Source organism: Pontibacter ramchanderi (assembly GCF_002846395.1).
Classification (GTDB): Bacteria; Bacteroidota; Bacteroidia; order Cytophagales; family Hymenobacteraceae; genus Pontibacter; species Pontibacter ramchanderi.
Map to the genome: position 1 here is coordinate 523,041 of NZ_PJMU01000003.1, position 25,050 is coordinate 548,090.

Here is a 25,050-nt window from a genome sequence, read left to right on the forward strand (position 1 = left end):
GAAAAGCACCTTATGAAAGAACTCACCAAAGCCGAAGAAGAGATCATGCAGATCCTCTGGAAACTGGAAAAGGGATTTGTGAAAGATATCCTGGAAGAGATGCCCGAGCCCAAACCAGCCTACAACACCGTGTCCACCATCGTGCGTATTCTGGAGAAGAAAGGCTTTGTCGGGTATACCGCCTTTGGCAAGTCGCATGAGTATTTCCCGCTCGTGGCTGAGGACAAGTATAAGAGCTTCTTTCTGAAAAACTTTATGAGCGGCTATTTCGGGGGTTCCTTCGAAAAGCTCGTTTCGTTCTTCGCCAAGGACAACAACCTGGATGTGAAAGAGCTCGACCAATTGATGCGCCATGTAAAAAACGACCTGAAAGAAGAGGACCAACAAGATGGAAACAACGGTTAATTACCTCCTGCAATCGGCCCTGGTGCTGCTGGTGCTCTATGTGTTTTACAGAGTCGTGCTGCACAACCAGCCCGGCCTGCTCTACAACAGGCTATACCTGCTGCTGGCTCCTCTAGTGGCCCTCATCATTCCGCTGCTGGAGCTGCCGCTACCCTTCCAGACGGTGCTTCCCACACCTAATGTGATACCGGCCATCCAACTGCAGGAAGTGCAGGTAACTGCTTTCGGGCCTTCCAGTGCAGAAGCTGCACCTTTACTCAGCCTCCGTGAAATGCTGCTTCTGCTTTACGGTGCCGTGGGTCTGGTTTTGCTCGTCCGACTAGGTATACAAGTGGCTCGGATCCGGTCGCTGGCCTCCGCCGCCAGCCCCCTGCCCGCGCCAGATTCCGCAGCAACCGTGCTCCAGACCGAAGGACAGGCACCTTCTTTCGCCTTTCTGCACTACGTGTTTTTGGGAGACATGCGGCACCTGTCCCCACAGGAACAGCAGCAGATCCTATCGCATGAAATAGCCCACGTGCGCCTGCGCCATACCTACGACGTGCTTTATTATGAGGTGTTGACGGCGGTGCTGTGGTTTAACCCGTTGGTGTGGCTGATGAAAGAAGAGCTGCGCAACGTACACGAGTTTCAGGCAGATGCCGAGGTGCTGGCCAACTGCCAGCCGCAGGAATACAGCTCGCTATTGGCCAAGGAGGCGCTTTTTATGGCCGGCATTCCGGTGGGGAGTTATTTCCAGAAACCGCAGGTGTTCCGCCGGCTGCGCATGCTGCAACTGCATGGCCAGCCAACCAGCAAAATGCGCCTGTTGCTGGCACTGCCGGTTATCCTCTTGTTGCTTGTAACTTTCTCCGCCAATACCGTAAGCGCCGACGTGTCAGCTTTTGTCGAGGAGCCGGCATCGCTGAAGGAAATCCTGATCACAGCCCCGGCCCGAAAAGCAGGTATACCAGTGAGGGAGCAGGAGCGCCCAGGTATAAGCCAGGAGCCCCTAGCAGCGCCAGCCAAAGAAACAGCCCCTGTGGTGAAGAAAGACATCAAAATGGTGGAGCCTGCCGCTAAGTCTGCTCCTTTAAACGAAGAACCTGCTGATGAGAAGCCCTATACCTATGTAGAGAATATGCCCGAGTTCAAGGGTGGCGAAGCGGAGATGATGAAGTTTATGGGGCGCAACATCCGCTACCCGAAAGATGCGCAGGAGGCCGGCACTGAGGGGCTGGTTGTGCTGAGCTTTGTAGTAGACAAAGAAGGGCAGTTGCAGGACATCGCCATCGTAAAGTCGCTGCACGAGTCGCTTGACAAGGAAGCCCTGCGTGTAGTGGAGAAAATGAATGGCCAGTGGACGCCGGGCAGCCAGAATGGGAGAACTGTACCGGTCCGCTATACCTTGCCGGTTCGCTTCTCGATAAAGTAATAGCTTATAGCCTTTCTATACCTGATTTGCCCGGTCTAAAAACCGGGACAGGACGACTATTGCCTTTTCTTTTCTAAAACAGAACCTTAAAACTTACATCTCATGAAAAACAAAAACACACACAAAGCCTGGCTGGCCGCTCCCCTGCTGGCCCTTTCCCTCAGCTTCGGCATGCAGCCGGAGGCCGTAGCGCAAAGCACAAAAACAAATAAGGAGCCTTACGCCTATGTAGAGCAGATGCCTGAGTTTAAGGGCGGCGAGGCCGGGATGATGAAATTCCTGGGCACCAACATCCAGTATCCGGCCGCTGCCAGGAGCAATGGCGTGGAAGGCTTGGTGGTGGCCAGCTTTGTAGTGGAGACCGACGGCAGTATAAACGAAGTGAAGATCCTGAAGTCGCTGGGGCACGGTACCGACGAGGAAACACAGCGGGTCGTGAAACTGATGAACGGCCATTGGCTGCCAGGCAGGCAAAAGGGTGAGGTAGTGCGGGTGCGCTATACCTTGCCGGTGCGCTTTGCGCTCACCGAAGCCGACCGAGCCGCATCAGCCGATGTAGCCAACCGCATGCCTGCCTTTAAGGGAGACGAGGGGGCTATGCAGCAAACCATGAAGGCCCACCTCGCCCTACCAGCAGAAGCCAAAAAGGAGAACCTGAATGCCCGTGTGGTAGTGAAGTTCTATGTAGACAAAGCAGGCCAGGTAAGCAACGTGCGGCTGGAAGGCACCAAACTGAAGAAAACGGTTGGCCCCGGCTCCGAACTCGATTACATGGACGCTTCCACGTTTCAGCTGCAGAATAAAACCATTTTGGCCAAACTTTCCGAATCGGCAATGGCGGCAGTTAAGGCTACGTCTGGCCAGTGGGAGCCGGCCCTAAAGAGCGGCCAGCCAACCGGTGCCGAGGTGGTACTGCCTGTGCAGTTCCTGAGCTCGGAATCGGGCCAGGGTAGCGAAAAAATGGGCACACCGAGCATGACAAAGTATACCAAGAATTTCTACAAAGCCGAAGAGGTGGATGTAAAGCCAACTTTAAAGGATGGTTCTTTAGAACGCTACCTCGCCAAAAACCTGCGCTACCCAGCTGGAGCTGACTACGAAGGTATAATAGGTTTGACGTACATGGTTAAAGAGAACGGCGACGTCATGACCATGATTCCGACCAGCATCGGCAAAGAATTACACGACATGCTGTCGACCGCTTTCCGCAGCACAAACGGGAAATGGAACCCAGGCAAGGTAGACGGTCAAGCGGTGGCTGTATCGCAAACGGTTAAAATCCTGTTCGTGATCGAGGGAAGCGCCAAAAAGCCCTCAGCCGAAGACCTGAAAAGCGCCGATGTGGTGGTGACAAAGCGTAAATAAGCTATTCAAACGCTACAGCCGACTAATTTAAGCAGTAACGGAGCAAAGCACAGCCCCACTACTTGCCTTGCTCAAAGGAAGTTATGAGGTAGTGGTCGTGAATAAAAAGGCAGAGGCGCGGAAACTGAAAATCAAAGTTAAGTAACAAGAAAGCCACCAGGATGCAGCATCCTGGTGGCTTTCTCTTAAACGCTATACCTAAGCTATACCTTACAAATCCCACTCGTTGAGCGTCGACATGGCGTGATAGGCGGTCATATCGAACTGGCAGGGCACCACCGACACGTAGTTATTCAACAGCGCCCACTCGTCGGTGTCCTCTCCCCTGTCATGGTTCACAAAGCTGCCCGTGAGCCAGAAATAGCGGCGGTTGCGCGGGTCCAGTCGCTCGTCGAACTCCTCCTGCCACTTGGCATGGGCCTGACGGCATATCTTCACGCCTTGAATCGGCTCGCTGCTTTTCTTAGGCAGGTTCACGTTCAGCGCCGTGTTTTCAGGTATACCATGCTCCAGCGCCTGCCGGATGATCAGTTCTACAAACTCCTCGGTATGCGAAAAATCAGCCTCGTGCCCGTAGTCGCAGAGGGAAAACCCGATGGCAGGAAGCCCTTCGATGGCCGCCTCAATAGCCGCAGACATGGTGCCGGAGTAGAGCACGCTGATGCTGGAGTTAGAGCCATGGTTGATGCCGCTTACCACCAGGTCGGGCTTGCGGTCTTTCAGCACATGAAACTTGGCCAGCTTCACGCAATCGGCCGGGGTGCCGGAGCACTCGTAGGCCTCTATACCTAAATCGTCGAAAGCAATGGAGCGGTCGAGGCGCAGCGTGTTACCAATCGTAATCGCGTGTCCCATACCTGACTGCGGCCCATCGGGTGCCACAACCACTACTTCTCCTACCTTTTGGGCCACGCGCACCAGCGTACGTATACCTGGCGCTGTAATGCCGTCGTCGTTCGAAACCAGTATCAATGGTAAAGCCATTTTGTTATTTTAAGTTGATGTATGACTAAATAAACGTTTTACGTTTTCGTGCTAATATACGACAACCCGGACTGTCATAACAGGGTTAGAATGAATATAACGATCCATTGCCTCACCTTATGCTGAAGAAACTCTTTTACGCCGTCTTGTTGGGGGTGGGCATGGCAGCTTGCCTTTCCGACCGCGACAACACCGATCAGACGGCCACTGCCACAGACACGCTACCCGACGATGGCGACCTAACGACAACAACTGCCGATCCTGAAACGAGCTCCCCTGCGGCAGACCCTGCAAACCTGGTGATCGCCCGGGGCCGGGCCGGACTGGTGCGCATCGGAATGCCCATAGCAGAACTGCGCAGCCAGGCAATGCCAGGCCTGCAGATACGAGACACCACGCTGCAACTCGAGGGCCAGCCCTACACGGCGTATGTGGTCAGCACCACGGAGCGCGCACCAGGTATACTGGTGGAGCAAAACTGCGAACCCGACTGCCAGGTATGGCGCATCAGCATCCGCGACCCTCATTACAAAACAGCACAAGGTATAGGACTCGGATCGAAATACAGTGAAGTGGCACAGCACTTTCCCATCTCCTACACGAGTATGGGCGAGGCGGGTTTTGTGGCAGTGAGCGAACAGGCGGGCCTATCCTTTATACTGGACACCAGCCAGTTAGATCAGAATATCCTGCACAAACTAAAGCCAGAACAGGTACCGGCCAATACCCTGGTGCGCGGCATTTTAATATATTAGATTTTTGTGATATTTCCGCGGATTGCGTATTATTGCTCTCATGTCATTACTCCGCACCCGCTACAGCTATAAAAACACCGGTCTACTGCTGCTTCGCATCGGCATCGGCATTATGTTCATTCTGCATGGCTGGCCTAAAATGGTCGGCGGGCCCGAGCGCTGGGCCAAGATCGGGGCGAACATGCAGCTGCTGGGGATAGACTTTATGCCGGAGTTCTGGGGCTTTATGGCGGCATTCGCCGAAACAGTGGGCGGTGCCCTGCTGGTGCTGGGACTTTTCTTCCGGCCTACCATTATCCTGCTCGTTATCACCATGGTGGTGGCCACGTGGCGCCACGTGGCGGCCGGCGACGGTTTCGGGGGCTATTCTCATGCCTTGGAAGCAGCTATCCTTTTCTTTGCGCTTTACTTTATCGGCCCGGGCAGGTATAGCCTGGACAAAGCCTTGTTTCCGACAAACAAACACCGCAAGACTTTTCAGGTATAGCTTTTTCAAACGATGGAGTATGTTGGCAAAAGCCCATAGGCGTTCATAGTAGCGTCTGGTAACTAACTGCTTTAAAATACCCCCTGCACCCTCTGAACACAGAGATAAACCTTTTCCTCTATACCTATACCTGACCAAAGTCTCCGCTATACCCTGTATCCATAAAATGGAAGTCCTCACACTTTTCTAATTCCATTTCTGAGCATAAATGGTTAACATTGCTTTGCAAGACCAATTGTAAACACCATACATGCTAACCACCCTGCTCTTGGCCACGCTGCTGGCCACCGGAACACCTGACAAAACCGACCTCAAAACGCCCTACGAGAAAGGCAACAAGAACCAGACTGCCACCTACGACGAAGCCATCGACTGGTACCGCAAGCTCGATGCCGCCTACGACGAGGTGAAAATGGTGCCTTACGGCTACACCGATTCCGGCCGACTGCTGCACCTGGTCATCATCTCCACCGATAAGGATTTTGATCCGAAATCGGTTAAACAGAAAGACAAGCGCGTGCTGCTGATCCAGAACGGCATCCACCCCGGAGAGCCGGAAGGTATAGACGCGACCATGCTGCTGGCCCGCGACTACCTGCAGGACAAAAACAAACGCAAGCAGCTCGATAATGTGGTGCTCGCCATTATACCTGTTTACAACATCGGAGGCGCCCTGAACCGCAACAGCCATACCCGCACCAACCAGAATGGTCCGGAGAGCTACGGCTTCCGGGGCAATGCCCGCAACCTCGACCTGAACCGCGACTACCTTAAGACGGATTCTAAAAACGCCCAGACCTTCCACCTCATCTACCGCGATTGGGACCCGGATGTGTTCATGGACAACCATACCTCCAACGGCGCCGATTACCAGCACGTGATGACGCTGATCGCCACGCAGCACAACAAACTCAACCCGACGCTGGCCGGTTACCTGCAGGGCAAAATGCTGCCGGCGCTTTATGAGGGAATGAAAAAAGACAAATTCCCGATGGTGCCCTACATGAATACCATTGGTGAGACGCCTGAGAAAGGCATCATTGGCTTTATGGAGTCGCCACGTTATGCCACAGGCTACACGGCGCTGTACAATACCATAGGCTTTGTGCCGGAAACGCACATGCTCAAGCCCTTCGACCAGCGGGTGCAGTCGACTTACAAGCTGATGGAGCACATGATCAGCACCGTGAGCCGCGATGCCAAAGAGATAGGCCAGCTCCGCGCCAAAGCCAAACAGGAAACGCTAACGCAGAAAACCTTCGCGCTGGACTGGCAGCTGGATACCACCAAAGTGGAGAAGATCCCTTTCCTGGGCTATGCCGCCAAGTACAAGCCGAGCGAAGTGAGCGGACTCGAGCGCCTCTACTACGACCGCAAAGCCCCTTATTCCACTAACATCAACTACTACAACACCTTCACCCCAACCGTAACGGTAGAGAAGCCGGTGGCCTATATTATTCCGCAGGCCTGGCGCGAGGTGATTGACCGCCTGAAGCTGAACAAAGTGGAAATGCGCCAACTCAAGCGCGACACCACCCTTACCCTCGACACTTACTACATCACCGACTACAAAACCGGGCAGCGTCCGTACGAGGGCCACTACCTGCACTACGGCACGCAAGTGGAGACGCGCACCATGCCGCGCCAGTTTCTGAAAGGCGACTACGTGGTATACCTGAATCAGGAGGCCAACCGCTTTCTGGTAGAGGCCCTGGAGCCGCAAGCCGTGGACTCCTACTTCAACTGGAACTTCTTCGACGGCATCCTGATGCAGAAAGAGTACTTCTCGAGCTATGTATTTGAAGACCTGGCCGCTGAGATTCTCCAAAAGAACCCGGACCTGCGCAAGCAGTTGGAAGAGCGAAAGAAAAAAGATCCGGAGTTCGCCAAGAGCGCCCGCGCCCAGCTGGACTTTGTGTACCGCAACTCCCCGCACTACGAGCCGACGCACCAGATGTACCCGGTCGGCCGACTGATGCAGGATGTGAAACTGCCACTGTAAAAAAAATTAGTCTATCATTGCGAAGGCCACCTTCATCGGGTGGCTTTCGCAGTTTTAAGGTATAGCGAAGAAATCATATATTTGTATACACCAGCTTGCGATCCACGTACAGCCCGAAGATTGAAACGCACAAACTATGTTAAAGACAAATCACCTGCTCCCTCTCCTGGGCTTAACTCTGATCACCCTCAACAGCTGCACCAGTTCCGGCAACAGTGCCAGCTCAACAGATGCAAAAACATCACCCGTTGCTCAAAATTCCATGCAGGAAGTGGCGCTCAGCGAGGCTCAGTTGGAGAAAGCCCGCACCAACTACGCCAGCTACTGCTCCGGCTGCCATGGCGAGCAGATGGAGGCCTTCACCGACCGGAAGTGGAAGCATGGCAATACGGCTGAAAACCTGTTTGCCGCCATTAAGCACGGCTACCCGGAGGAAGGGATGCCTGCCTTTGAGCAGACCTTTAACGACCAGGAGATCACAGCGCTGGTAGCCTACATACAGGAAGGTATACAGAACGTAAAGCAGTATGACTTCAGCGAAGAGACCAAAGCTGCTTCCGTTTATACCTCCGAGTCGCTCAGCTACCGCCTCGATACCGTTGCTACAGGTATGGAAGTACCTTGGGGCATGGCTTTCCTGCCAAACGGCGATATGCTGATCACTGACCGGAACGGGGCTTTTTACCGTCTGCCGAAGGATAGCCGGTCTTTGCAGAAAATTGCCGGCGCTCCGGAGGTGTTGGCACAAGGCCAAGGTGGCCTGCTGGATGTAGAACTGCACCCTGATTTCGCCAGAAACAACCTGATCTACCTCTCCTACTCCGCTTTTAGGAAAGAAGGAGACCAAACGCTTTCGACCACGGCTGTGATGCGCGCCAAACTGGAGGGCAATAAGCTCACGGATCAGAAAGTAATCTTCGAGGCACAGCCCTGGGCCCGCACCCGCCACCACTACGGCTCCCGCCTCGAGTTTGGTCGCGACGGTCTGCTGTATGTATCGGTAGGCGACCGCGGCCAGCACCACGAGAATGCCCAGACCATCGAAAGAGCGCCGGGCAAAGTGCACCGCATCAAAGACGACGGCACGATACCTGCCGATAACCCTTTCGCAAACGAAAAAGGAGCCATTGGCTCTATCTGGACTATTGGTAACCGCAACCTCCAGGGCATGACCATCCACCCACGCTCCGGCGCTATCTGGACAAACGAGCACGGCCCGCGCGGTGGTGATGAAGTAAACATCGCTGAACGCGGTAAGAATTATGGCTGGCCTGTCATTTCCTACGGCATCAACTACAACGGCACTGTGCTGACGGAGCTGACCAAAAAAGAAGGTATGGAACAACCGCTCTGGTACTGGGTACCCTCTATCGCCCCTTCCGGTATGGCCTTCGTGACGGGCAACCGCTACAAAGGCTGGGAAGGTGACCTGCTGGTGGGATCGCTGCGCTTCCAATTCCTGAGCAAACTCAAGATGGATGGTGATAAGATCGTGAGCGAGGAGAAGCTCCTGAAGAATATCGGTCGTGTGCGGGATGTGAAGATGGGGCCTGATGGGTATATCTATGTAGCGGTGGAGAGTCCGGGGACTATTTACAGGGTTGTACCTGTAGAGTAAGGTATAGCGGTTTCATGGCGCGTCCGTGCTGGTGTCTGCTATTGTGGAGCTCTGCCTCAGGTATAGGTAAAGCTAATAGTGTGGCCATACCTAGCCTGCGTTGCTTTGTAGCTTGCCCTGGCCGGGCGGGCCTCACTTTTTTCTTTGATGAAAAGAAAGAGGGCCCCTACCCCCAGTAAGCAAAAAAATCAAGACGATTTTGAACTCGCTGACCGCTCAAACACAAAATCGTCGGTTGTGCACCTGGCACTGCTGTCTGTTGCATAGTTGGAGGGGCAAGTTAGCCTTGCTATACCTGCCTGCGTTTTGTCAGGAGTGTACAATTCCCGTTAGCTACAACGCCTATACCTCGGTATGGCAGTTACTGGCTCCCCTCCTTGGACAAGGAGGGGCAGGGGTGTGTCAATCGTGCACGAAATCCTGTTAATCCGTGGGGGTAGGGGCCCTCTCTAATCCTGAAAATCCTTATTCAGACAACAAAAAAGGTCAGGCTCTCCTAAATGAGAGCCTGACCTTTTTTGCTATACCTTGAGTGGCTTAAGAACCCACGTTCGCGCGGAGCACGCGTAGGAAGTTTTCCCCCAGGATTTTTTTAACGTCTGCTTCGCTATACCCTCTGGCTAGCAACTCGCGGGTGATAACAGGCATATCGGCTACGCTGTCGAGTTGTTGGGGGGTGGAGGTAATACCGTCGAAGTCAGAGCCGAGGCCTACGTGGTCCACACCAACCAACTTTACGATATGATCTAAGTGATCGAGGAGCAGAGAAAGCGGGGGACGCAGTTGGGCAGCCTCTTCCGGGTAGTTTGCTTTCGCCCAGTCGTAGATTTCAATTGAGTTTTTGCCCTCCTTGCGCAGTGCGTCTACCTCGTCTTTGTGGTTGGTCCGGAAGGCGTTCATGCGTTTGTCATAGTCTGGATCGAGGAAACCAGAGAAGAAGTTGAGGTGGATTACGCCGCCATTTTTGGCGATCGCTTTGATCTGGTCGTCTTTCAGGTTGCGGAAATGCGGATTGAAGTGGTGCACACAGCTGTGCGAGATCAGAACCGGTTTGGTGGTGGTGGCCATGGCATCCCAGAAAGTACGCTCTCCTACGTGGCTCAGGTCAACCAGCATCCCCAGCTCGTTCATTTTCCGGACCACCTGCTTGCCTAGCTTGGTGAGCCCGGGTTTTCTTTTTTTGGGTAGTTTGCCGCTTGTCTCATCCATAGCCGATGTGGCCCAGGAAGTTGAGTTGTTCCAGGTCAGGGTCATGTAGATGGTGCCTCGCTTGTGAAGCTCCTCCAGGTACCGCAGGTTATCCTCGATCATATGTCCGCCTTCTACCCCGATCATGGTCGCTATTTTGTTTTGCGCCACGGCCTGCTCTATGTCGGCGGGCGTGCGGGCGATCATCATTTTGTCGGGGTTCCGCCCCACAATGGCGTAAAGGGAGTCGATCTGCAAGTTGGCGAATTGAAAGCCTTTGCCTTTTCCGTAGGTTTCGTCGCTCCAGACTGAAAACACCTGCACATCCACGCCGCCTTCTTTAAAGCGGGCAAGGTCAGAGTGCGTTTTGCCCCGCAGGTCGTCTTCCAGTCGCAGGCCCTCCAGCACCGAGATCAGCACATCGTTGTGAGTATCTACTACAATTGCCTTTTCGTGCACTTGCCTGTAATCCTGTGCCGATGCCTGCAGTGTGCCGAAAAGCAAAGCCGCCAACGTTGCGCCTCCGCCCAGTAGTTTCCTAAAATTCATAGAGTGATGCTTAGCCATACCTTAAATATAGCGAAAATGCGCAACTTTCCTAGTCTGACCCGACCTTCACGGCCGGCTGATAGCAGGAAGAAAGAACTGATCGGAAAGTGCACAGGTATAGGTATGGAAAAAATCCTTATGTACAGGCATAGCGTTGACTACTGTGGCATAGCAAGTCTTTCTACCAGGCAGCTATACCTTGGTCAGCACATAGCAACCGATCTTATCGGGGTGATCCTGCACGAGGTCGGAGCTTTGCTGATGGCGCAACATCCAGAGGATCAGCAGGTCGCCGGCAGCGGCCATGCTGAAGAACAGGCCGAACAGGAAAAGCAGAAAATGGCCCATGGCTATACCTGCCAGCGCTGGCAGCAGTCCCATGACCAGTCCCGGCATCATACCACCCAGCGCGTAGTGCCTGAGCGGAAGCACTTCTTTGCAATGGCAGTAGGGTGTCAGCATTTTCCAGTGCACACCAAATTTTATCGATCTGAAACCATCCCGACAGAAGGCAGCCCAGGTGAGCCCATGCAACAGCTCATGCACCGCGGCCCCCACAACAAACACCAACAGCAAGACAAAAGGCGATAAAAGCAGCAGTTTCTGCTGGGTCTCGGCGAGCTGCCGTATATGCTGGGTAGAGAACTGTTCGGGCCACACTACCCAGTAAGCCACCCCATATAAGAGCATGATGGGCACAATAAAGGTCACCGCCCGCACATTGGCTTCTGCGGCGGTCATGCTCAATTCAGTTTTAATGTATTCTTCTCCTCCCAGCGGCATGTGGCAATTTTAGACTAAATAACAATAAAGAGCTAAATATTCAAGTTGAATTTCAGCTTTTTGAGGATGAACTTTGTTTGCATGAACTCAAAAGGTATACTCCTCCGACTTTTGTTGGGCTTGCTGCTAGTTTCCGGACTGGGCTCGCCGGCATTGGCACAAAGCGAACGTGTTAAAGATGTAAACAGCAACGGCTGGTACATGTATTTCGGCGACCACAAGCTCAACAGCCGGTGGGGCTTGCATACCGAGCTGCAATGGCGGCGCCACAACGTCATCAGCGATCCGCAGCAGCTGCTTGTGCGCACCGGTATAAACTACGACCTCACACCATTGGCTATGTTTACGCTGGGCTACGGCTACATCGAAACGCACCCATACGGCGATTTCCCGGCGGCGGGCACTTTTCCGGAGCACCGCATCTACCAGCAGCTGCAGATTCGTAACAGCCTGTCGCGCGTGGGCCTGCAGCACCGCTACCGGCTGGAGCAACGCTGGATTAGACCGGCAGGCGCCGAAACCACCACGTACCTGAACCGGGCTCGCTACATGCTCAAGGCCACCCTGCCCCTTTTTGGGCCCAGCATCGAATCCGGCGAACCTTTCCTGGCGGCGTACAACGAGATCTTCATTGGCTTTGGCAACAACATACAGCGCAACATCTTCGACCAGAACCGGGCCTATGCCGCCCTGGGCTTCAAGGTAAATGATGCCGCCTCATTGGAACTGGGCTACCTGAACCAGATCGTGCAGCGCGCCAACGGCACCGTATTTGAGCACAACCATACCCTGCAGGTGAGCCTCTTCTACAACCTCAATTTCAGCGAAAACTAAACCGGCCAGGTAGCCTATACCTACAAATTGCCTCAAAAGCATGCAGGCCATACCTGGTTGGGGCTTCTTTCTTTTCTTGAGCAGTATCAGAAAAAGGCTATATTTGTTTAAACGACTCCCCGCTATGGCAACAGTCTTATACTTGGATGAACTCTCAAAGAATTACGGAAGCCTGAAGGCCGTCGACCGGCTATCGCTGGAGGTGGAAGCAGGCAGCATTTATGGCTTGCTTGGACCCAACGGCAGCGGCAAAACCACCACCCTGGGGATGGTGCTGGATGTGATCCGGCCAAGCAACGGCAGTTTTCTGTGGTTCGGACGGTCTATCAGCAAGGAAACCAAGCTGCGGGTAGGCGCCCTGCTCGAAACACCCAACTTTTACCCTTACCTCACGGCCAAAGCCAACCTGCAGGTAGTAGCCGATACCAAGCAGGCAAACCACCGGCACATAAACAAAATGCTCGACATGGTAGGGCTGGGTACCCGCAGCCATACTACTTTCAAGGGCTTTTCGCTGGGCATGAAGCAACGCCTGGCCCTGGCAGCCGCCATGCTCAACGACCCGGAGGTACTGGTGCTCGACGAACCCACCAACGGCCTTGACCCGCAAGGTATAGCCGAGGTGCGCGACCTGATCACCCGCATCGCTGCACAGGGCAAAACCATTCTGCTGGCCAGTCACCTCCTGGATGAAGTGGAGAAGGTATGCACACATGTAGCGGTGCTGCAATCAGGCAAACTCAAGGCCAATGGCCCGGTGGGAAACATTCTCTCCGCCAAAGACCAGTTGCTGATCAGTGCCGAAGAGCTGCCCCCCGTGTTGCAGTTGTTGGAGCGACTGCCCTATGTTGTGCAGTTTGCGCAGGAGAAGAGCTACATCAGCCTCACGCTTTCAGAAGGCTACACCAGCACCGACCTCAACCGCGACATGTTTGCGCAGGGTATTGTGCTCTCCCAAATTCTGGTGCGCCGCAAAAGTCTGGAGGCACAGTTCCTTGAAATCACCCAAAAATAAGCCCCGCATGAACCTGATCAGAACCGAGCTCAGAAAGATCATCCACTATCCGACTTTCTGGACCATCATGGCCATTTACGTACTGCTACAGGTACTGCTGATCTATTTCAGCAGTAACCTGATGGTGAGCGGGCAGTCGCTGGGGAAGTCGCTGTATGATTTCCCCAATATCTGGATGCGCTTCTCCTATATCGCCTACTTTTTCAACCTGCTGCTGGGTATACTGCTCATTGTGCTGATCACGGACGAATACAGTTTCCGTACGCTCCGCCAGCAAGTGATCGACGGGCGTTCGCGTGCCGAGGCGGTGCTGGCCAAATTTTACGTAACGTTGGGCCTGGCTGCAGCCGGCACCGTTTTTCTGTTGGCGATGGGATTGCTTTTTGGCTTGATTTACAGCACTAATACCAGCATAGAAGCCATTTTCAGCAAGATCGATTACCTCTCTTACTTTTTCGTGCAGGCTGTTGGCTACATGTGCCTGGCCATGTTCTTTGCCTTCCTGATCCGTAAAAGCGGATTGGCCATCATTGCTTTCCTGGCCTGGTCCAAAATAGTGGAGCCGATCATACACTACCAAATGGATGACCGCATCGACCGGTTTATGCCCATGAAAGTATTCGGGAGCCTCACCCCTACGCCAGGGCAGGAGCTGATTGACGGGCTCACCAGCCCCACCATGGCGCTTAGCCCGGGCTGGGCTGTGCTGCCAGCACTTGTATATATTGCGCTGCTGGTGTTTGGCTCCATCCTGCTGGTACGCCTCCGCGACCTGTAAGGGCGCTGGCTCTAAAGCGTGTTGTAATAGTCTACGATACTGAGCAGGTCCTGCGATTTCTTGTAGTCGAGCTTCCTGGCCTTAGCAAACTGCTTTACCTTACCGGTATGTACGCCGCACAGCTTTAGCAGATCTTTTTTGTTTTTGCGCAACTGCACGATCTCGCCGTCGGGCAGCAACATATAGAGCACCTCCTGCAGTCCATCGCCCTCGGTAGCGAAATGCGGGAAGTATACTGCCTGTAGCGAGGCGCTTGCAGGCTGTTGGTCTCCTTTTGCCGTCGTCAGGCCCACATAGCGCTTCATCAGCACGAGCTCTCCCTGGTTGATCTGCTCAAAAAAGACCGGCACCCGAAAATCGCTCTCGAGGCTGCCCCTGTTCCAGGGCAGGGACCGAAACAGCTGGGGCTTGCCCTTGTACACCCCGCTGATCATAAAATGGCTGACGTTTACAGCAGAAAAAGAACTAACAATACCGTCTTCTGATGCTATTTGCACAACATCCTCGGCAGGATGATAGATCACAGCCCCTTCCAAACTGTCGCCGGTGACCAGTACAACTTTCCCGTAGAGCCAACGCTCGGTATCGAACCCTTGCGGGGCCTGCGCCCACCCCTGCATGCTGCCACAGGCAAGAGTCACAAATAGCGTAAAAAACAAATATTCGGTTCTAAGTCTTCTCATCTGCCTTAAATTAAATCTTGTCAATAACCCAACTTATAACACCCCACTTAACACATTGTTATACAAAAGTTTACATACAAATTTTTTAACGTAATATCATGTAAACAGGTATGTAGCGCAGGATTATTTTAGTCAGCGTCATTAAAATTGGAGTACAAAAAAAGCCCGTACCAGAATGGCACGGGCTAAATGTTATAATGTAAATGCAGGCAGCTTAGCGCACAACCGTATTTTTCAGGATCTCGTGGCCCAGCTTGTCGCGTTTTGTAGTCAGGTAATTTTGGTTATGTGGGTTCGGCGCGATCTCGATCGGCAGATTCTCCACTACTTCAAGGCCATAACCGATCAGACCAACGCGCTTTTTCGGGTTGTTGGTGATCAGACGCATTTTGGTAACGCCGAGGTCGCGCAGAATCTGCGCACCTACACCGTAGTCGCGGTCGTCCATTCCAAAGCCCAGCTCCAGGTTGGCTTCCACGGTGTCGCGGCCCTGCTCCTGCAGTTTATAGGCTTTCAGTTTGTTGATCAGGCCAATGCCGCGTCCTTCCTGGTTCATGTACACGATCACGCCCTTGCCCTCACGTTCTACCATGCGCATGGCTTCGTGCAGCTGTGGGCCGCAGTCGCAGCGGCAAGAGCCAAAGATATCGCCTGTTACGCAGGATGAGTGCACACGCACCAGCACCGGCTCGTCTTCTTTCCACTCTCCTTTCACCAAAGCCAGGTGCTTGGCACCGTTGCTGCGCTGTGTGAAGGCATACAGGTCAAAATTCCCGAAGTCCGTCGGAAGCTCTACGGCTATCTCACGGTCAATCAGGCTTTCCTTCTTTAGGCGGTACTCCACCAGGTCCTTGATCGAGATCAGCTTCAGGTTGAAACGTTCAGCCACTTTCACCAGGTCCGGCAAACGGGCCATCGTACCGTCTTCGTTCATGATCTCGATCAGCACACCAGCCGGAGCAAGTCCTGCCAGGCGCGCCAGGTCAACGGCTGCCTCTGTGTGGCCCGGACGGCGCAACACGCCTTCTTTCTTAGCTTTGAGCGGGAAGATGTGGCCTGGTTTGCCTAGTGCATTCGGGTCTGTTTTAGGATCTACCAGCGCCTGAATGGTTTTGGCACGGTCAGAGGCCGAGATGCCGGTGGTGCAGCCATGCCCGATCAGGTCAACCGACACCGTAAATGGCGTAGCGTGCAGCGCCGTGTTGCGGCCCACCATCAGTTCAAGGCCGAGCTCCTCGCAGCGCTCCTCTGTGAGCGGCGCACAGATAAGGCCTCTGCCGTGTGTGGCCATAAAGTTGATGATCTCCGGTGTCACCATTTCGGCGGCACAGATGAAGTCGCCTTCGTTTTCGCGGTCGTCATCGTCCACCACAATAATGATCTTACCCTGGCGGATGTCCTCGATCGCGTCTTCTATTGAATCGAGCTTGATTGGCTCTAGTGAATTAGTTTCCATGTGTTAATCCGTATACCTGCTATACCTGTGGTAATCAGCAAGGTGATTGTCTATACTATGAAATGCGCTGCAAAGGTAAAAAGTTTATACCGCATTGCCTTCTTATTTCATAACACAATCTCGAGGGGAAGTATTCCGTCCTACTTGTTCACCACTATCCCTAACAAATCGCCGATCTGCTTTTCGAAGGATTTGAGCTGGAAGATGATCTGAAGCACGCGGTCCTGCTCGGTTGGGTCCGTCACGAGCCGGAGCTTCTCCATTTCGGATTTCATGAGCAGCTGCACGTTGCGCCACTTCAGGCGCAGCACGGCACGCTCGGCTCCGTAGGGCAGCAGATCGGACTCATGTGGCACGTAGATCTGGTGGGTCTCCCAGTTGTGGGAAAGTTCGTAGGGGTCTGAAAGCAGGTTGGTGGCTTCGGTACGTATTTCCTGGTCCGGGTAGTTAACGAAATCATCCGCCGCAGGTATAATACCCTGCTGCAGTTTCTCTTTCACCAGCTCGATCAGGCGGGCATACAGCGGTGTCCGGAAATCCACATCCTCCAGCTGTTCCAGCATGTACTGGCAGGTGTTCTGCCCGTCCACAAGCACCTTATCCGGGTAGTTAAGCAGCATACGCACGATTTCACGCTCGTAGCGCTTGAGGCTGTCGGCTTCGGTGGCAGGTTTTTGGGTTTCCTGCTGCTCTGCTTCGTAAGCCTCCGCTTCTGCCAGGTCCTCCGGACTACCCGAGCGCTGCTGCTTTTGCTGGCGATCCTGCAGGTGCATCTTGTTATATTCCGATATCAGCAACTGCTCATCGATATCGAAAATAAGGCTGCAGCTCTGGAAGAAAACCGAGCGCTTGATCGGGTCCGGAATTTTGGAGATAGAGGTCACGATCTCGCGGATCGCCTCGGCCTTCTTCACCGGGTTGCCCTTTGCCTCTTCGGCGTACAGGCTGGTCTTGAACGAGATAAAATCCTGTGCGTGGTCGGCCACGTAGGTTTTGAATTGCTCGTCGCCTACCTTGTGGATATAAGAATCAGGGTCTTCCCCTGCCGGGAAAGTGACCACGTTCACGTTCAAGCCATTCTCCAGGATCAGGTCTATACCTCGCAGCGAGGCCTTTATACCTGCCGCATCGCCATCGTACAGCACCGTGATGTTCTGGGTATAGCGGGCAATGAGCTTGATCTGCCCTTCGGTGAGCGAGGTTCCTGATGAGGCCACCACGTTCTCTATCCCTCCCTGGTGCAGCGACAGTACGTCCAGATAGCCTTCCACCATGTAGCAGTTGTCCTGCATCCGGATGGCCTGGCGGGCCTGGTACATGCCGTAGAGCACATTGCTCTTGTGGTAGATCTCCGATTCGGGGGAGTTCAGGTACTTCGGGCTCTTCTTGTCGTTGTTCTTGAGCGTACGGGCTCCAAAGCCAATTACGCGACCCGAAATATTGTGGATCGGGAACATGACGCGCCCACGGAAGCGGTCGTACTTTTTGCCGTCCTCCTTTACAATGGTAAGCCCGGTTTCCTCCAGGTACTTCTGCTTATACCCGGCCTTCAAAGCGGCATCCGTCAGGTCAGACCAGGCATCGAGGCTATACCCGAGCTCAAATTTTTTGATGGTGCTGTTGCTGAGCCCGCGCTCTTTCAGGTACGATTGCCCTATACCTCCTTCTTCGTGCTGGTGGAGCAGTTGCTGGTAGTGTTTGTTGGCGAAGTCGGAAACGATGTAGAGGCTGTCGCGCTCGCTCTGTTCCCTGGCGTACTCGGGGTTTGGCTGGTCTTCCGGCACCTCAATGCCATACTTCTTAGCCAGGTACTTGAGCGCCTCCGGAAAGCTGGTGCCTTCCACATCCATGATAAACTGCACGGAGTTGCCCGCCTTGCCGCAGCCAAAGCACTTGTAAATGCCCTTGGCCGGCGAAACCGAGAAAGACGGTGACTTTTCGTGGTGGAAAGGGCAGTTTGCCCACATGTTCTGCCCCTTTTTCTTGAGCGACACAAAATCGCCCACCACCTCCACGATATCGGCCTGGGCTAAAATCTGGTCAACTACTTCTTTTGGGATCAGGGACATGGGTATGCGGGTTGTGGGATGACAAAGTTAAAGTTTATTGTCAGAATCAGGATTTTCAGGATTAAAAGATTTTCAGGATTTACCTCTCGAAAAATACATCATCCGCCCATCTCTCTGGATTACTTAGGATATAATCCTTTATCTTTCCATAAGATTTGTCACTGCGAATGATATGATCATGAAAAGAGCGTTGCCATTCAAAACCAGTAAGCCCAGTAGTACGAATTAGTTTGGAAGATGTGGTTTTATAGGCTCCAATTATTTCGGACAGCGATTTTATTTTCTGTGCTGAAATGGGAAAGACATCAGTTTCATTAGACAGTTCTAGCGTGGACAGGTCGCGACCTGTCCCTACGAGGCTATTGTCAATTTCAAGTATCCCATGCACATGATTTGGCATCACAACAAATGCATGCGAAATCACATACGGATATTGCTCCTGCAGCCAGTACCATTGCTGCTCGGCTATAAATCCGTAGCTATTCAAATGCATTTCAGAATCAACCACTTTACCAAAAACACATGATTTATCTTTTACACAAGAAGTGACGAAGTATAAAGCATCCCGGCTGTAATCGTAGCCATTTAACCTGTTCTGTTTTCGGTCCGATCGTCTCATACAAAACATATACGGCATAATGCGAGTTTCCCCCTGTAGGGACAGGTCGCGACCTGTCCAATCGTGCACCGGCAATCGTGCATAGGTAAACATGCACGGACTGGATCATATATTAGCATACATCGGCTGATCCTGTCGGATCAGCCGTAATTGTTTCATGGCATAGCCATTGCCCGGCCAGGTCGCGACCTGTCCCTACAGAGGATTTTCATAAAAATTGAAATATCCCAATCACACATCGCCTCCACACATTCCCCTCGCCTAAATCATGTTTAAAGTTTTTTTGTTTGTATCTTTGTAAGGCTTTACAAAAGCAATAATACTATGGCAATTACAAAAGAAGATATACTCAAAGCCCTCAGCTATGTAGAGGAACCAGACCTGGGCAAGGACCTGGTGACACTCAACATGGTGGAGGATGTGCAGGTGGATGGCAAGAACGTGAGCTTCACCGTGATCCTGACGACACCAGCCTGCCCCCTCAAAGACCTGATCCGTAACGCCTGTATCCGCGCTATCCATACCATGGTAGACAAGGAGGCAGACGTGACCGTTAACATGACTTCACGTGTAACCTCAGGACGTGCCGGCAACAGCGAAGTACTGACAGGCGTGAAAAACATCATTGCGATCGCTTCCGGTAAAGGTGGCGTGGGCAAGTCTACGGTTACCAGCAACCTGGCAATCGCCCTAGCGCAGTCCGGCGCCAGAGTAGGCCTGATCGACGCAGATATTTTCGGTCCCTCTATACCTACCATGTTTGGTGTAGAAGACCAGCGTCCGAGCATGGTGCAGGGCGACCACGGCAAGAACTACATCATCCCGGTTGAGAAATACGGTGTCAAGCTGATGTCGATCGGTTTCCTGACTCCCCCTGATCATGCCGTGATCTGGCGTGGCCCTATGGCAAGCTCTGCCCTGAAGCAGTTCATCAGCGACGTGGAGTGGGGTGAACTGGATTATCTGCTGCTCGACCTTCCTCCGGGAACATCCGATATCCACCTGACCATGGTGCAGGTGCTGCCTGTAACAGGCGCTGTGATTGTGACAACACCACAGAAAGTAGCCATTGCCGACGCGCAGAAAGGTTTGCAGATGTTCCGTCAGCCTCAGATCAATGTACCGGTATTGGGCGTAGTCGAGAACATGGCTTATTTTACACCTGCTGAACTTCCGGAGAACAAATATTTCATCTTTGGCAAGGAAGGCGGCCAGAACCTGGCCAGGAAGTTTGATGTGCCGGTATTGGGGCAAGTACCGCTGGTGCAAGGTATACGCGAGTGTGGCGACGAAGGAACTCCGGTGGCTTTACAGAACGATTCTCCGGCTTCCGGTGTTTTCAGAGAGTTGGCCCAGGCTGTTGCCCAGCAGGTGTCTGTTCGCAATGCAACTTTGGCCAAAACACAACCTGTAGAAATTAAAAGCTAGGACAGATGGCTACTATAAACGTTGACAACGATTTTTTACTTCGCATCGAGAGTGCCCTCGACCAGATCAGGCCTTACCTGGAAGCTGACGGCGGCAACGTAAAGGTGCTGGAGGTAACCGACGACATGACGCTGAAGCTGGAACTACTCGGTGCCTGTGGCACTTGCCCCATGTCTACCATGACACTCAAAGCAGGTGTGGAGCAATCAGTTCTGAAAGCGGTACCCGAGATCAGAGCAGTAGAGGCTGTGAATATAACGCCACTGGCCTAAGTCATGTAGAGAGAAGACTCTCTCATAATAGGCAATAGAATTAAAGCAGGTGCTGAGATGTCGGCACCTGCTTTTTTATTTCCCATACCCTCCAAAATCTCTATCTTTGTCTAACAACCCAGATTCTCTTGCACTATGATAAAAGCGAACGACCCTTCCCTGCATTCCTGGATCGAAATAGCACCTGAAAGCGACTTCCCGATACAAAACCTCCCATTTGGCATTTTTGAGACAGCCACCAAAGACCCACGTGTTGGGGTGGCCATCGGGGAGTATGTGCTCGACCTTTATGCAGTGGCGCAGTATAACCTGTTCGAGTTGCTCGACATTGACCCAACGGTTTTCCACCGTCCCTACCTGAACGATTTCATTGCGCTCGGCAAACCGGTATGGCGGGCTGTACGCAATCGCGTGTCGGAGCTATTGCGCAACGACAACGATGAGATCAGCGGCAACAGCAGGCTGATGCAGGAGTGTCTCATCAAACAAAGCGCCGCCCGGATGCTGATGCCTGTAAAAGTGGGTAATTATACAGACTTCTATTCCAGCATCGAGCATGCCACAAACGTGGGCACCATGTTCCGCGATCCGAAAAACGCCTTGTTGCCTAACTGGAAACACATTCCCATTGGTTACCATGGTCGCGCATCATCCATCATCGTGTCTGGCACCGACATTCGCCGCCCGAACGGACAAACCAAAGCGCCCGATGCCGATACGCCAACCTTTGGTCCATCGCGTCTGCTTGATTTCGAACTGGAGGTAGCCTTTATCACGGGCCGCGAAACCAAACTGGGCGATATGATCAGCCCCGATGAAGCCGATGACTTTATCTTCGGCCTCGTGCTCTTTAACGACTGGTCGGCCCGCGACATGCAGACCTGGGAGTATGTGCCCCTGGGGCCATTCCTGGCTAAGAGCTTTGCCTCTTCCATTTCACCCTGGGTGGTAACGCTGGATGCCCTTGAGCCTTTCAGAGTAAAGGGACCCGTGCAGGACCCCAAGCCACTCCCCTACCTGGAGTTCCATGGCGATCACAACTACGACATCAACCTGGAAGTGCTTCTGAAGCCGGAAGACGGGAAGGAGAACAGCATTTGCCGCTCTAACTTTAAGTACATGTACTGGAACATGAACCAGCAGCTCGCCCACCAGAGCAGCAACGGCTGCAACATACAGGTAGGCGACATGTACGCCTCCGGCACCATCAGCGGCCCCGACAAGACCTCCTTCGGCTCCATGCTCGAGCTCACCTGGCGCGGCACCCAGCCCATCCAACTCACCGACGGCACCGAACGCAAGTTCATCAACGACTACGACACCGTGATCATGCGCGGCTTTGCAGAGCGAAATGGCATAAGAGTTGGTTTTGGGGAAGTAAGGAGCAAGGTACTGCCGGCGTTGTAACCTCCCCCTGCCCCCTCCTAAAAACAGGAGGGGGAGTTTTTCGGGAGTAACTTTCATTCCCCTGCCCCCTTCAAAGGGGGACTTTCTGGGTAATGCTATTTGGGAGGTCTACTCTTCATCGTATCATTAATGGCCTACTTTATGTCAATTACATTATAAGGGAGTATTAGATCTGCGAAAGTCCCCCTTTGAAGGGGGCAGGGGGATGACACATTTTTAGAGACGTAGACCATGCCACACAATAACCACTACAACCACCAGCTGAAGCCACTTGCCAAAGCACTCCGCAAGGAATCTACAAAGGCAGAGGTTAGGCTGTGGTGTGAAGTATTGAGCAAAAGCAAAACCGGCTATACCTTTTTAAGACAGCGACCAGTAGGAAAATATATTGCTGACTTTATGTGCAAAGAATTAAAGCTGATCATTGAGGTTGACGGCTATTCTCATAACTTTAAAGCGAAGGAGGATGAAGAGCGAGATATGGTATTAAATGAGCTAGGTTACTCTGTACTTCGCTTTCATGATGAAGAGGTGTTGAAGAATTTGCCTAATGTTCATCGTGTGATTGAGGCCTTTATTGAGGATCAGCAGAAGTAGGTCATCCCCCTGCCCCCTTCAAAGGGGGACTTTCTCACTGAAGCCTAAAACCATCAAACAGCAGAAGGCCCGGATTGCATCTGGGCCTTCTGCTGTTTGATACTATCTAAAGAGGTGTTACTGCACCATCGAGTCCAATTCCTCGAACCTGGAGTTTTTGCTTTTGAACTCCGGAACGATCTTTTTCATTTGCTTCACGGTATCCAGCTCGTCGCCTTCCTTGTTAAGGTTCAACAACTCGTTGATGCTGGCGAGTACCTTGTTGTAGGTATACTCCCGCACTTTTGATACTTTGATCTTTTCGTGGTGTGTAGGGATGGTAAGTTCTTCCTGGTTCAGAAGCTCTTCGTAAAGTTTCTCACCCGGGCGCAAACCCGAGAACACGATCTCAATGTCGCTGGAAGTCAGGCCGGCCAGCTTGATCATTTTGCGGGCCAGGTCCACGATCTTCACCGGCTGCCCCATGTCGAAGATAAAGATCTCACCGCCTTTGCCCATTGTACCCGCCTCGAGCACCAGTTGCACCGCTTCCGGTATGGTCATAAAGTAGCGGGTGATATCCGGGTGCGTTACAGTAATCGGGCCACCCTTCTCAATCTGCGAGCGGAAACGTGGGATAACCGAGCCATTAGAACCCAGTACATTGCCAAAGCGCGTTGTAATGAAGCGGGTCTGCTGCAGGGCTGTACCCTGCACATTATCCTGTAGCTTTGGCTGGGCGCTGATGTTGTTGAGCGACTGGATGTAGATCTCCGCAATACGCTTGGATGCCCCCATGATATTGGTCGGGTTCACAGCCTTGTCCGTAGAGATCATCACAAACTTCTCCACATCGAAGGTCATCGAAAGGTCTGCCAGGTTTTTGGTACCTAGCACGTTTGTCAGGATCGCCTCGGATGGATTGCTCTCCATCATCGGCACGTGCTTGTAGGCGGCGGCATGGTATACCATCTGTGGGTTATACTCCTTGAACAGGGCATACATGCGGTTGAAGTTCTGAATGTCGGCGATGCAAAGTCTCAGGTTAGCCTCCGGAAAAGCTTCTTCCATTTCCAGCTGCAGGTCATGCAGCGGCGACTCAGCCTGGTCGCAGATGATCACCATCTCTGGCTTGTAAGACAACACCTGGCGCACGATCTCTGAACCAATAGAGCCAGCTCCTCCTGTAATCAGAATACGCTTACCGGCCAGGTCAGCCGAGATCTTGTCGTTCTCGATTACGATAGGCGGACGCTGCAGCAGGTCCTCGATGCGCAGATCCTGAATCTGGTTCATGCGCAGCTGTCCCGACATCCACTGCTCTGTTGGCGGAACCGTCACGACTTTAATGCCGAGCTCCACACAGGTTTCAATGGCATTCTTGCGGGCATCCGATTTCAGGTCCTCGCTCAAAATCACCAGTTTGTCGATGTGCAGTTTCCGCTGCAGTTTCTCAATGTCGTTGATATGGTATACCCGCTTCTGCTGAATGTGCTTGTCGATCTTGTTCGGATTGTCGTCCACGAAACCAGCAATGGTCAGGCGACCGGCATTGCTCACTTCCAGCGCCTGCTTCACCAGTATGGCAAAGCTATCGGCACCATAGATCAGCACTGTTTCTTTATCGCCGCTGCTGCCGCGCTTGATGTAGTAGAACAAGGCTTTGGCACCCAATCGCATCATGATCAGCACAGAGGAGCTGATAAAGAAGTTGACCAGCAATACGACGTAGATATTTACGGAGTCGATGTGAAGCTCCGGTGATATCCAGAACCCGATGATGGCACCATAAAGCAGGCTGGCGATCAATACAGCGGTGAAAATACGGTAAATGTCGTCGGTGCTGGAATAGCGGATCAGACCGGTATGGATACGCATAGCGTAAAACACCATCACGGAGATGGCCAGGTATATACCTGTATACACAAAGAAATGGCCGCGCAGGATCGTTTCGAAATCAAACTGGCGGATGATGAAGAAAGACAAAGCGAAAGACCAGGTGGAGATAATTTGATCGATGATCAGAATGATCCATTTTGGTAAAGCCTTGTTCTGTAAAAATGTTTTCATACGGTGGTCTCGGGAAGAGAAGAGCTTAGATTACGGTATTCGTTGGAGCTTCGTTATAATTTAATTTACTACCTGCACAATACACTCAGAAGTTCCTTTTCACTACGGGATGTATAAATCAGTCCACCCCTTAACTAAACCTTAACGTTGTTTCACAAGCATAATTACATCTTTCGCTTTTTTTAAGGTACAGATGGCGTCAAAATTACAAAAAAAAACTGATACTACAGCTTTCAAGTTCCTGTTCCTCAACCGACACAGGTAGTTCCCTATACGTGAAAAGCCATCTTTGC

The 25,050-nt window shown here is 52.6% G+C and carries 22 protein-coding genes; 14 read left to right on the forward strand and 8 right to left on the reverse strand.

Features of this window, described 5'->3' with window-relative positions:
* The first annotated feature begins 12 nt into the window (after positions 1–12).
* The 3 genes from BD749_RS14825 (at position 13) to BD749_RS14835 (ending at position 3,184) form a co-directional block, all read left to right on the forward strand.
* Positions 13–405, forward strand: coding sequence for a BlaI/MecI/CopY family transcriptional regulator (locus BD749_RS14825; protein ID WP_101445765.1), 393 nt, complete (start codon positions 13–15; stop codon positions 403–405).
* Entirely contained in the window at positions 389–1,819 is a 1,431-nt protein-coding gene (locus BD749_RS14830) for a M56 family metallopeptidase (protein ID WP_101445770.1), read from the forward strand. Before BD749_RS14825 ends, BD749_RS14830 begins: the two co-directional genes overlap by 17 nt.
* A 102-nt stretch (positions 1,820–1,921) precedes the next feature.
* On the forward strand, positions 1,922–3,184 hold the full coding sequence (locus tag BD749_RS14835; RefSeq protein ID WP_101445772.1) for a TonB family protein: 1,263 nt from the start codon (positions 1,922–1,924) through the stop codon (positions 3,182–3,184).
* A gap of 210 nt (positions 3,185–3,394) precedes the next feature.
* Here BD749_RS14835 and surE read toward each other — a convergent pair whose 3' ends face one another.
* Complete coding sequence (gene surE, locus BD749_RS14840) at positions 3,395–4,168, reverse strand: 5'/3'-nucleotidase SurE (protein WP_101445776.1); 774 nt, start codon at positions 4,166–4,168, stop codon at positions 3,395–3,397.
* Between the two features lie 119 nt (positions 4,169–4,287).
* Between surE and BD749_RS14845 the strand changes: the two genes are divergently transcribed.
* The 4 genes from BD749_RS14845 to BD749_RS14860 all read left to right on the forward strand — a co-directional run bounded on the left by BD749_RS14845 (position 4,288) and on the right by BD749_RS14860 (position 9,030).
* Positions 4,288–4,923, forward strand: a complete 636-nt coding sequence (locus BD749_RS14845) for a mechanosensitive ion channel protein MscS (protein ID WP_101445778.1) — start codon at positions 4,288–4,290, stop codon at positions 4,921–4,923.
* 40 nt (positions 4,924–4,963) lie between these two features.
* On the forward strand, positions 4,964–5,410 hold the full coding sequence (locus BD749_RS14850; protein ID WP_101445782.1) for a DoxX family protein: 447 nt from the start codon (positions 4,964–4,966) through the stop codon (positions 5,408–5,410).
* Between the two features lie 250 nt (positions 5,411–5,660).
* The gene (locus BD749_RS14855) at positions 5,661–7,412 is read left to right on the forward strand and encodes a M14 family metallopeptidase (RefSeq protein ID WP_101445785.1); all 1,752 of its coding nucleotides are present in this window, start codon (positions 5,661–5,663) and stop codon (positions 7,410–7,412) included.
* A 136-nt stretch (positions 7,413–7,548) separates the two neighbouring features.
* Positions 7,549–9,030 (forward strand): PQQ-dependent sugar dehydrogenase, encoded by a 1,482-nt coding sequence (locus tag BD749_RS14860; protein WP_101445788.1) that lies wholly within the window; start codon positions 7,549–7,551, stop codon positions 9,028–9,030.
* A gap of 537 nt (positions 9,031–9,567) precedes the next feature.
* Here BD749_RS14860 and BD749_RS14865 read toward each other — a convergent pair.
* Together BD749_RS14865 and BD749_RS14870 are read right to left on the reverse strand one after the other, a co-directional pair.
* A complete protein-coding gene (locus BD749_RS14865; RefSeq protein ID WP_101445791.1) occupies positions 9,568–10,767 on the reverse strand; it encodes a dipeptidase in 1,200 nt (399 codons plus the stop codon).
* A gap of 192 nt (positions 10,768–10,959) precedes the next feature.
* Positions 10,960–11,508 carry a DUF3267 domain-containing protein gene (locus BD749_RS14870; protein ID WP_245869260.1) on the reverse strand — a complete coding sequence of 183 codons (549 nt, stop codon included), beginning with the start codon at positions 11,506–11,508 and terminating at the stop codon, positions 10,960–10,962.
* Between the two features lie 123 nt (positions 11,509–11,631).
* Here BD749_RS14870 and BD749_RS14875 point away from each other — a divergent pair, with 123 nt between their 5' ends.
* The 3 genes from BD749_RS14875 to BD749_RS14885 all read left to right on the forward strand — a co-directional run bounded on the left by BD749_RS14875 (position 11,632) and on the right by BD749_RS14885 (position 14,177).
* Positions 11,632–12,384, forward strand: a complete 753-nt coding sequence (locus BD749_RS14875; RefSeq protein WP_180336421.1) for a DUF2490 domain-containing protein — start codon at positions 11,632–11,634, stop codon at positions 12,382–12,384.
* A 124-nt stretch (positions 12,385–12,508) separates the two neighbouring features.
* On the forward strand, positions 12,509–13,399 hold the full coding sequence (locus BD749_RS14880) for an ABC transporter ATP-binding protein (protein ID WP_101445803.1): 891 nt from the start codon (positions 12,509–12,511) through the stop codon (positions 13,397–13,399).
* Positions 13,400–13,406: 7 nt separating this feature from the next.
* Positions 13,407–14,177 (forward strand): ABC transporter permease, encoded by a 771-nt coding sequence (locus BD749_RS14885; protein ID WP_101445807.1) that lies wholly within the window; start codon positions 13,407–13,409, stop codon positions 14,175–14,177.
* Between the two features lie 11 nt (positions 14,178–14,188).
* On the opposite strand, the gene BD749_RS14890 is transcribed toward BD749_RS14885, so the two are convergent.
* The 4 genes from BD749_RS14890 to BD749_RS14905 all read right to left on the reverse strand — a co-directional run bounded on the left by BD749_RS14890 (position 14,189) and on the right by BD749_RS14905 (position 19,004).
* Positions 14,189–14,860: a hypothetical protein gene (locus BD749_RS14890; RefSeq protein WP_143741269.1), complete on the reverse strand. Its 672-nt coding sequence runs from the start codon at positions 14,858–14,860 to the stop codon at positions 14,189–14,191.
* A gap of 214 nt (positions 14,861–15,074) precedes the next feature.
* Entirely contained in the window at positions 15,075–16,316 is a 1,242-nt protein-coding gene (locus BD749_RS14895) for a bifunctional 3,4-dihydroxy-2-butanone-4-phosphate synthase/GTP cyclohydrolase II (RefSeq protein WP_101445815.1), read from the reverse strand.
* Between the two features lie 140 nt (positions 16,317–16,456).
* Positions 16,457–18,385 carry a DNA primase gene (gene dnaG, locus BD749_RS14900; protein WP_101445817.1) on the reverse strand — a complete coding sequence of 643 codons (1,929 nt, stop codon included), beginning with the start codon at positions 18,383–18,385 and terminating at the stop codon, positions 16,457–16,459.
* A gap of 79 nt (positions 18,386–18,464) precedes the next feature.
* The gene (locus BD749_RS14905) at positions 18,465–19,004 is read right to left on the reverse strand and encodes a transposase (RefSeq protein WP_101446647.1); all 540 of its coding nucleotides are present in this window, start codon (positions 19,002–19,004) and stop codon (positions 18,465–18,467) included.
* A gap of 324 nt (positions 19,005–19,328) precedes the next feature.
* Here BD749_RS14905 and BD749_RS14910 point away from each other — a divergent pair, with 324 nt between their 5' ends.
* From BD749_RS14910 to BD749_RS14925, 4 genes are all read left to right on the forward strand, one after another.
* Positions 19,329–20,432, forward strand: a complete 1,104-nt coding sequence (locus BD749_RS14910) for an Mrp/NBP35 family ATP-binding protein (RefSeq protein WP_101445819.1) — start codon at positions 19,329–19,331, stop codon at positions 20,430–20,432.
* A gap of 5 nt (positions 20,433–20,437) precedes the next feature.
* On the forward strand, positions 20,438–20,704 hold the full coding sequence (locus BD749_RS14915; RefSeq protein ID WP_101445821.1) for a NifU family protein: 267 nt from the start codon (positions 20,438–20,440) through the stop codon (positions 20,702–20,704).
* Between the two features lie 135 nt (positions 20,705–20,839).
* Positions 20,840–22,111 (forward strand): fumarylacetoacetase, encoded by a 1,272-nt coding sequence (gene fahA, locus BD749_RS14920; protein WP_180336422.1) that lies wholly within the window; start codon positions 20,840–20,842, stop codon positions 22,109–22,111.
* Positions 22,112–22,342: 231 nt separating this feature from the next.
* Positions 22,343–22,708: an endonuclease domain-containing protein gene (locus tag BD749_RS14925; protein WP_101445823.1), complete on the forward strand. Its 366-nt coding sequence runs from the start codon at positions 22,343–22,345 to the stop codon at positions 22,706–22,708.
* Positions 22,709–22,825: 117 nt separating this feature from the next.
* Here the strand turns inward: BD749_RS14925 and BD749_RS14930 are convergent, their stop codons facing one another.
* Positions 22,826–24,757 carry a polysaccharide biosynthesis protein gene (locus BD749_RS14930; protein WP_101445825.1) on the reverse strand — a complete coding sequence of 644 codons (1,932 nt, stop codon included), beginning with the start codon at positions 24,755–24,757 and terminating at the stop codon, positions 22,826–22,828.
* Positions 24,758–25,050: the final 293 nt, after the last annotated feature.

What these genes read in the sequence shown, in the direction of transcription:
- BD749_RS14910 (WP_101445819.1), top strand. Translation starts at nt 19,329, where the DNA reads ATGGCAATTACAAAAGAAGATATACTCAAAGCCCTCAGCTATGTAGAG.
- BD749_RS14915 (WP_101445821.1), top strand. Translation starts at nt 20,438, where the DNA reads ATGGCTACTATAAACGTTGACAACGATTTTTTACTTCGCATCGAGAGT.
- BD749_RS14885 (WP_101445807.1), top strand. Translation starts at nt 13,407, where the DNA reads ATGAACCTGATCAGAACCGAGCTCAGAAAGATCATCCACTATCCGACT.
- BD749_RS14845 (WP_101445778.1), top strand. Translation starts at nt 4,288, where the DNA reads ATGCTGAAGAAACTCTTTTACGCCGTCTTGTTGGGGGTGGGCATGGCA.
- BD749_RS14930 (WP_101445825.1), bottom strand. Translation starts at nt 24,757, where the DNA reads ATGAAAACATTTTTACAGAACAAGGCTTTACCAAAATGGATCATTCTG.
- BD749_RS14925 (WP_101445823.1), top strand. Translation starts at nt 22,343, where the DNA reads ATGCCACACAATAACCACTACAACCACCAGCTGAAGCCACTTGCCAAA.
- BD749_RS14895 (WP_101445815.1), bottom strand. Translation starts at nt 16,316, where the DNA reads ATGGAAACTAATTCACTAGAGCCAATCAAGCTCGATTCAATAGAAGAC.
- BD749_RS14825 (WP_101445765.1), top strand. Translation starts at nt 13, where the DNA reads ATGAAAGAACTCACCAAAGCCGAAGAAGAGATCATGCAGATCCTCTGG.
- BD749_RS14865 (WP_101445791.1), bottom strand. Translation starts at nt 10,767, where the DNA reads ATGAATTTTAGGAAACTACTGGGCGGAGGCGCAACGTTGGCGGCTTTG.
- BD749_RS14880 (WP_101445803.1), top strand. Translation starts at nt 12,509, where the DNA reads ATGGCAACAGTCTTATACTTGGATGAACTCTCAAAGAATTACGGAAGC.
- BD749_RS14835 (WP_101445772.1), top strand. Translation starts at nt 1,922, where the DNA reads ATGAAAAACAAAAACACACACAAAGCCTGGCTGGCCGCTCCCCTGCTG.
- fahA (WP_180336422.1), top strand. Translation starts at nt 20,840, where the DNA reads ATGATAAAAGCGAACGACCCTTCCCTGCATTCCTGGATCGAAATAGCA.
- BD749_RS14905 (WP_101446647.1), bottom strand. Translation starts at nt 19,004, where the DNA reads ATGAGACGATCGGACCGAAAACAGAACAGGTTAAATGGCTACGATTAC.
- BD749_RS14890 (WP_143741269.1), bottom strand. Translation starts at nt 14,860, where the DNA reads ATGAGAAGACTTAGAACCGAATATTTGTTTTTTACGCTATTTGTGACT.
- dnaG (WP_101445817.1), bottom strand. Translation starts at nt 18,385, where the DNA reads ATGTCCCTGATCCCAAAAGAAGTAGTTGACCAGATTTTAGCCCAGGCC.
- surE (WP_101445776.1), bottom strand. Translation starts at nt 4,168, where the DNA reads ATGGCTTTACCATTGATACTGGTTTCGAACGACGACGGCATTACAGCG.
- BD749_RS14855 (WP_101445785.1), top strand. Translation starts at nt 5,661, where the DNA reads ATGCTAACCACCCTGCTCTTGGCCACGCTGCTGGCCACCGGAACACCT.
- BD749_RS14850 (WP_101445782.1), top strand. Translation starts at nt 4,964, where the DNA reads ATGTCATTACTCCGCACCCGCTACAGCTATAAAAACACCGGTCTACTG.
- BD749_RS14830 (WP_101445770.1), top strand. Translation starts at nt 389, where the DNA reads ATGGAAACAACGGTTAATTACCTCCTGCAATCGGCCCTGGTGCTGCTG.
- BD749_RS14875 (WP_180336421.1), top strand. Translation starts at nt 11,632, where the DNA reads ATGAACTCAAAAGGTATACTCCTCCGACTTTTGTTGGGCTTGCTGCTA.
- BD749_RS14870 (WP_245869260.1), bottom strand. Translation starts at nt 11,508, where the DNA reads ATGACCGCCGCAGAAGCCAATGTGCGGGCGGTGACCTTTATTGTGCCC.
- BD749_RS14860 (WP_101445788.1), top strand. Translation starts at nt 7,549, where the DNA reads ATGTTAAAGACAAATCACCTGCTCCCTCTCCTGGGCTTAACTCTGATC.